Source organism: Arthrobacter sp. 2YAF22_2 (assembly GCF_052114645.1).
Taxonomy (GTDB): domain Bacteria; phylum Actinomycetota; class Actinomycetes; order Actinomycetales; family Micrococcaceae; genus Arthrobacter.
This window is the reverse complement of sequence record NZ_JBFRFD010000210.1, coordinates 1-5,871: the sequence shown is the minus strand read 5'-3', so window position 1 is coordinate 5,871 and position 5,871 is coordinate 1. Positions and strand designations below refer to the sequence as shown.

Here is a 5,871-nt window from a genome sequence, read left to right as displayed (position 1 = left end):
ACAAGAAGGGACGGCATGGATCGCGAGCTGAGTGTCCGGCGACGTCTGCAAGGCACCGGGAAGGTCGCTGTTTCAGCCATCGGGCCAGCAGGGCTGAGTTTAGGCTGTTGCGACGGGAAGCCTGGAACTCCCGCGAAGGGCAACACCCGYGGATCTCGAAGGTTCGATACCGAGAGCTCGGCAAAACGGGGTGCTCGCCTCCTCAGGGCTTAGGACAAACTTGCACGACTCCCATGTGGCGCTTGTCGCGACGTCCCGTGGCGAACGCAGCCACAGCTGCTCCTTGTCTGCAACGCAGACAGATCGAACTGAGCACTCGTGGTCCATGGACACAATGACCAGCCTCCACGCCGGGTCCCTTCGCGCAACTTCGAATTCGTTGCGGGACAGGAAGAATCGGGTGCGAGGGCCGTCGGCTACGGACTTGACTTCGAGGTGCCACTCGATTCCTGATTCTTGAAAGGAAATATCGTATCCGCATCTGTCCGAGATGGCCGAAATGTGTGTTGCCGACCCCGGCCATGCCGTCTCCAAAAGGGCCAGCAACGCAGACTCCCCAGCCGCGCCGAAGTCGGCTCTCGCCTGTAAGTTCACTCTTCCTGACACATTTCGCACGCTATCCAGACAATCCTCGTCTGTCATACCGAGGCTCGCACCCCATTCGACGACGTCCGTAGGAAGATCGTCCGGCGTGGCCACTAGCTGATCCACCATGGAGAGCCAGGACGGACTCGCTTGAATGATCAGCGACTGCAGAGCCATGCGTCTGGAGAAATCCAGAGGGACCCTTCGTGAACCTGAATGCTGCGCCAGTTCAACCAGGCCCCGGATATCGTTAACTGTCCATAGCCATTCAAGAGCTGTGGCGTACTGGGTGGGCGTGATGTCGGTATATGCCGCATCGTTGTGAACAATTGCGTTCGCCCGAACAAAACCCGTTCTACTCAGTAAATCGAGCCATCTACCGATGGCCACTATCACCGTTCGGGGCATGCTCATGGTTTTAGGTGGTTGAGCAGTTCTTCGACGTCTCTGGCATCCAGCCCCGCGCTCTCGCTTACTTCCTCGTCCAGGTCTCCGAGCACCATAATGTTGCCGTCGTCCAATATGCCGCCCATGAAGTCGAGCTTCTGCTGCAGACGGACCTCGACCAGCTCGTCAATAGTATTGGCGGCCACCAGTATTGTCACGTTTGTACGTGTATGGGGAGCGAGGCCTAGTCGGTGGATTCTATCCACACTTTGCAAATACCGACCGGCAGAGAAATCGCGGTCAACATAGACGGCATCATGACAAGTGTGATGGAAACTGATCCCCTCGCCAAGTGTCGCCGGATTCGATAGCAGTACTGCGCAGGTGGGGTCAGTACGAAATTTCTCAATCTGGTCGGATCTATCTTCGGTTCCGCCGTGCACCATCGCTGGGTTGAACGGTTCAAGTATGCGCTCGAGGGTTGTCAGATTCCTCACAAATGTGGACCACACTAGGGTCTTTCTCCCCTCTTGCCAATTCTTTTGCACGATTTTGGCAACTTCAACATATTTAGGACTCAGTTCGAAGTTGGGAAGGTCCTCCAACATGGTCCGTCCGTCCCGGTCAAGGGGCAGCTCAAGGGGAGGTACCCGATAAGCCAAGGGCTCATGTCGACTGGCTCCGACAGCTACGAGCGCCGGCGAAGTCGCGGCCATTATAAGATACAAGATTACTTTGCCGAGATCCGCCAAGTTGCGGCCGTCACGCCTGAGTCTGACCGACTCCCGCCATACAAGCGCGTCGTAAATCTCCCGGTGAAGAGGCGGCAGCTCGACCCGCCTGACCTTCGGCTTCATTGGAGGCAAATCTAGTTCAGTCTTGGTTGTTCGTGTGAACAGAGGGCGGAGTGCAGCACTAGCCGATTTTAGAGAGCCTGTCGAGATTGCACTCCGGACGTGCCGGGTACCCTGGCCGGGCCAGACAAAAGAAAATAGGCTTTCCAAGTCTGCTGAACCATTGGGTGCGGGCGTACCACTAAGGATTAGTCGATGGGATGCGAAGGGTGCCAACTGCATGCATGCACTCCCCCACTGACCGCGCATGCCTAGCTTCATACGATGCGCTTCATCCAATACCAACATCGTTTTCCCTAACCGCATCCATCGAATTAGATGAGGCATCATTATTGCCAATCGCTCATAATTGACCAAGACGACAAGGCCCGAGAGCTCTTCGTTTGTCGTCACGATTATCGGGGTGAAGTCGCCCTGGCCCAGGGTCACTCTCACTTCGTCTGACCAGGCCTCGAATGCCGATTTGGGGCTGATAACTAATAGCCTGTCGGCAGAGCCCTGGGCCATACGGTTCATCAGCAATGCCAATGTCGCCCTAGTCTTGCCGGCGCCAGGAACGCTAAAGTTTGCTCCATGCTTCAGGCTAAGCAGCTTAGACACGTCGCGCTTTTGAAACGACCTGAGTTCGTCTAGCCAGCCGCCAGACAGCATCTGCGATTCGCCGTCGATTTCATCGGTGGTGAGACGGGAGCGCATAGCCTCCGCGTCCGAGAAGTTGTCTCGGATGATACTGCCTAGCTCATCTGACCAGAGCACCTCGTCATCCCGCGGCCAGTTTGCGATTTCTGCGACATTCACCAGCAGGTCGTCTAGGTCGACTTCTATTACCCGTGGCCGTACATAGGTCGCCGTAACAAGTCTAGTGGCTATCTTTCGGAGTTCCTCAATCTGCTCATCGTCACAAGCCAACTGGACGCGCCCGGGATCGAGCGCTAGCTGAAGTTTCAGCATTGGTTACTGAACCTCTGGAGATTGCACCAACGAAGTTAGCCATTCCGTCGCCGGATACTCCTCGTCTTGCCCGCGCAGGATGATTCTGGCCAGAGAAACGAGCGACCCACGAATAGATCCCAATGCCTCGTCGAGTGATGAAGGATCGTAATTCCCTGTAGCCCTTGCATCGGCAACAGCAGCCGTTGCCATTTCCAGTGCTTCGTTGGCCTCAGCGAGCCGGTCTACGGGCTCCAATTTTTTCTTGAGGACACGACCGTCCTTGCCCGCCTTCCTAAGACCGGCCTCGACGACCTCGCGAGTTCTTTCCAACAGGTCGAGCGCATTGCGGTGCACACCCCCGCCCGCGGCGGGTCCAGCTGCTTCCACGACGCGAGCCTGGAGCACTTTCGTCGTAACTGAACGCAATCGGTCCACCTTGGCGCTGGCACCGGGCACTGTCACTCCGAGGCCCGGAATAGTTACTGTGCTGTCTATTCCATGCGTTCCCGCCAGCAGAGCCGCCGCATAGGTATCAGCGAATTCAGAGTCCACATATCGAAGATCCGTCTTGGATTTGTTAAGGATGAGCGCCAGCAGCCGCTGCTCCCGGAGAGCATCAGCTTTGTCGGGGTCTTTCAGCTTTAGCGACGAATATGCGCGGTAAAGCTCTTCAAGCTTTCCTTGGTGAGTCTCAAAGTCGACAAGTTTAAGGGATAGGTCTGCGCCGTTCTCATCGCAGACACGACTCCTGTCGATTGCTTCTCGAACGAGACCGAGGATCCAGCGGGATCGGTCAAACTTCTGCTGACGAATACGGAATTCATACATGATCTCGGTGGCCGGACGTCCCGCCCGAATACGCTCATCTATGGCCAGAAGCTCATTCATGAACGAATAGTCACGCTTATGGTCTCGTCGAAGTTGCAGAGCCAGCTCGACGGACCGTATGTCTTCAGCTCCAGCATCGCTTGGCAAAACGCCGACACGGATGTTCTTTACTTGAAGTTCCGAAAGGGCAGCCCGACGAGTGTTGCCATTGATGAGTTCGCCCCATCGCGTTACTATCCCCGGTTCCGACTGTCCGTGCTCCTCCAAATCAGCTTTGAGGAGCTCAAATGCGGGATCCGTCGTGCGTGGGTCGGAGGGATCGCCCTTTAGAAGCTGGTGGAGATAGCCTTGCGCCGCGTCTCCGTAGGGATCGTTGTCGAGGATGACGTCCAGGTCGGGATCCATTGAACGCTGTGCCCGTATCCGGTGGGTTGCGGGATTGTAGTAGAGCGCGTCCACTGGCATAGAGATCACCGGCAGATGAACCACGGCGTCACGCCATTCGACTGTTACGGTCTCCCTGGAGCCGCGCTCCCCAAGGACCGCGTTCAACCGGTCCTCCACCAAAGATTCGATGCTCGCCGCATCGCCCGGCCTTGTCGTCACAGCTTCCCCATTCCAAAATTTTTTGACTTGATTGATTGATCGTACTGGGCCAATAGGTTTAGGAGCGGAAGAACAAGATTTTGCATGTGGGTCCGCTCGTGTCGGAAGATTCACTGCATGACCTTGCCTAATTGGAAGACTTTCGACGGCGGAACCAAGAGCCGTGTTGCACTATGGCTGCACGAAGAGATCGGACCCGGGGGCGTTTTCACCAAAGCCCAGTTGCGGGAAGCCTTTCCCAACGTTGAACAAGTTGACCGCAGGATGCGCGATCTACGTCCTGAGGGGTGGGTGATTCACACAAATTCGCAGGATGTTTCTTTGGATCCAGACGAGCTGCGGCTGGTATCAGTCGGTGGTCGGGTCTGGGAAAAGACGTACAGGTCAACAGCGATTTCGATGGTCACAGAGGCCGAGCGCCGAGCAGTAATGCTTCGAGACAACTTCGCCTGCGTCTTCTGCGGCATTTCCGCCGGCGAGGCCTATATGGATGATCCTGCACGAACCGCCGTCTTGACAGTGGCTCGCGGCAGGGAGCCCAGGCAAGGCGGTGCTCTTTGCACTGTGTGTGCCCGTTGCCGGGGGGCCTCGGCACCGTATTCCGCGGAGGACGTGTTAAGCGAGCTGGAAGACCTTACCCCGAGGGAAAGGGAAAGCTTCCGCCTGTGGCTCGCCAACGACAGACGCATCCAGACTCCGCTGGACCAAGTGTGGTTGCATTTCCTTCGGTTGCCACCAGAACAACGCAAGCAGGTGGTCRATGGGGTCGCTTCGTCTAGCTAACTCGTCTGTCATTTTTCACGGCACAAAGTATGAACTGGCCCTGAATCGCCAAGAACAAAACTCGTGAGAGTGAGACTACCTAGATGCAAGGCTCAGCATGGAGCTCCCCCGAAAACACCGCGATAGTCAACAGCTATATGCGCATGTTGCTATGTGAGTGGGACGGCACTTCATACAACAAGTCGTCAGAACGACGCGCGCTGTCCCCGATGCTGAGCAAACGCACAGACTCGTCGATTGAAATGAAACATAGGAATATTAGTGCGATTCTACTCGCATATGGGATACCACCGATTTACGGATACAAACCGCTCCCAAATATTCAGATTTCCCTAGAAGCGGCCGTTTTGGAGGGAATTGCCGGCATTGAGAATTTTGGCGATCGAGCGATGCAGTCGATGACATCCATTGGAATAAATCCGGATGTTCCCCCTTTGAAACCAGCCGATATCCCCTCGGTAACCGCTCCTTGGAAGAGCGCAAGGCTGCGAAGACAGGTGATCCCAAATGATCTTCTAGCCGCCGAGGCGCAGTCCGGCGCCATTCACGTCATGGCGCTAAAGGTCGTTGCCCTGCACGAGCAGAGATCGCTAGCTGCTTTTGAACGTAGCGATCTGGCTGCAGCCGTGGAGGTAAGGGACTATGACGACAGAATCGGAACAGGACTGGTTTTGTCCCGTTCCATTTCCGGCGCCCTCAGGAAAATAGTGGTAAAAGCCACAAACTCTATTGCCGAATTTCCGTTCATGGTGTCGTCAGATGAAGTCGACCTGTCATTAGATGCGACGGTAGGATTTCGCTTGTATCGAGTTTATGGACTACGAAATCGACCGAGCTTCTACAGACTTAAGGGCAGCATTAAAGCGACGGCGCAGCTCACGGCAAGCGACTACAC

At 55.8% G+C, this 5,871-nt stretch carries 5 protein-coding genes; 2 read left to right on the top strand and 3 right to left on the bottom strand.

Annotation, left to right across the window (positions count from 1 at the left end):
• Positions 1–99: 99 nt before the first annotated feature.
• From AB4Y86_RS10160 to AB4Y86_RS10150, 3 genes are all read right to left on the bottom strand, one after another.
• Entirely contained in the window at positions 100–642 is a 543-nt protein-coding gene (locus tag AB4Y86_RS10160) for a DUF3883 domain-containing protein (protein ID WP_441402116.1), read from the bottom strand.
• Positions 643–995: 353 nt separating this feature from the next.
• A complete protein-coding gene (locus AB4Y86_RS10155; protein ID WP_441402115.1) occupies positions 996–2,777 on the bottom strand; it encodes a DEAD/DEAH box helicase in 1,782 nt (593 codons plus the stop codon).
• A gap of 3 nt (positions 2,778–2,780) precedes the next feature.
• Positions 2,781–4,193 carry a hypothetical protein gene (locus AB4Y86_RS10150; RefSeq protein ID WP_441402114.1) on the bottom strand — a complete coding sequence of 471 codons (1,413 nt, stop codon included), beginning with the start codon at positions 4,191–4,193 and terminating at the stop codon, positions 2,781–2,783.
• A 117-nt stretch (positions 4,194–4,310) separates the two neighbouring features.
• On the opposite strand from AB4Y86_RS10150, the gene AB4Y86_RS10145 reads away from it, so the two are divergent.
• Complete coding sequence (locus AB4Y86_RS10145; protein WP_441402113.1) at positions 4,311–4,976, top strand: hypothetical protein; 666 nt, start codon at positions 4,311–4,313, stop codon at positions 4,974–4,976.
• A gap of 83 nt (positions 4,977–5,059) precedes the next feature.
• The coding region (locus AB4Y86_RS10140) for a hypothetical protein (RefSeq protein ID WP_441402112.1) at positions 5,060–5,871 on the top strand (812 nt) is incomplete at its 3' end.

Coding starts and splice junctions, on each gene's coding strand:
- AB4Y86_RS10155 (WP_441402115.1), bottom strand. CDS start 2,777: ATGCTGAAACTTCAGCTAGCGCTCGATCCCGGGCGCGTCCAGTTGGCT.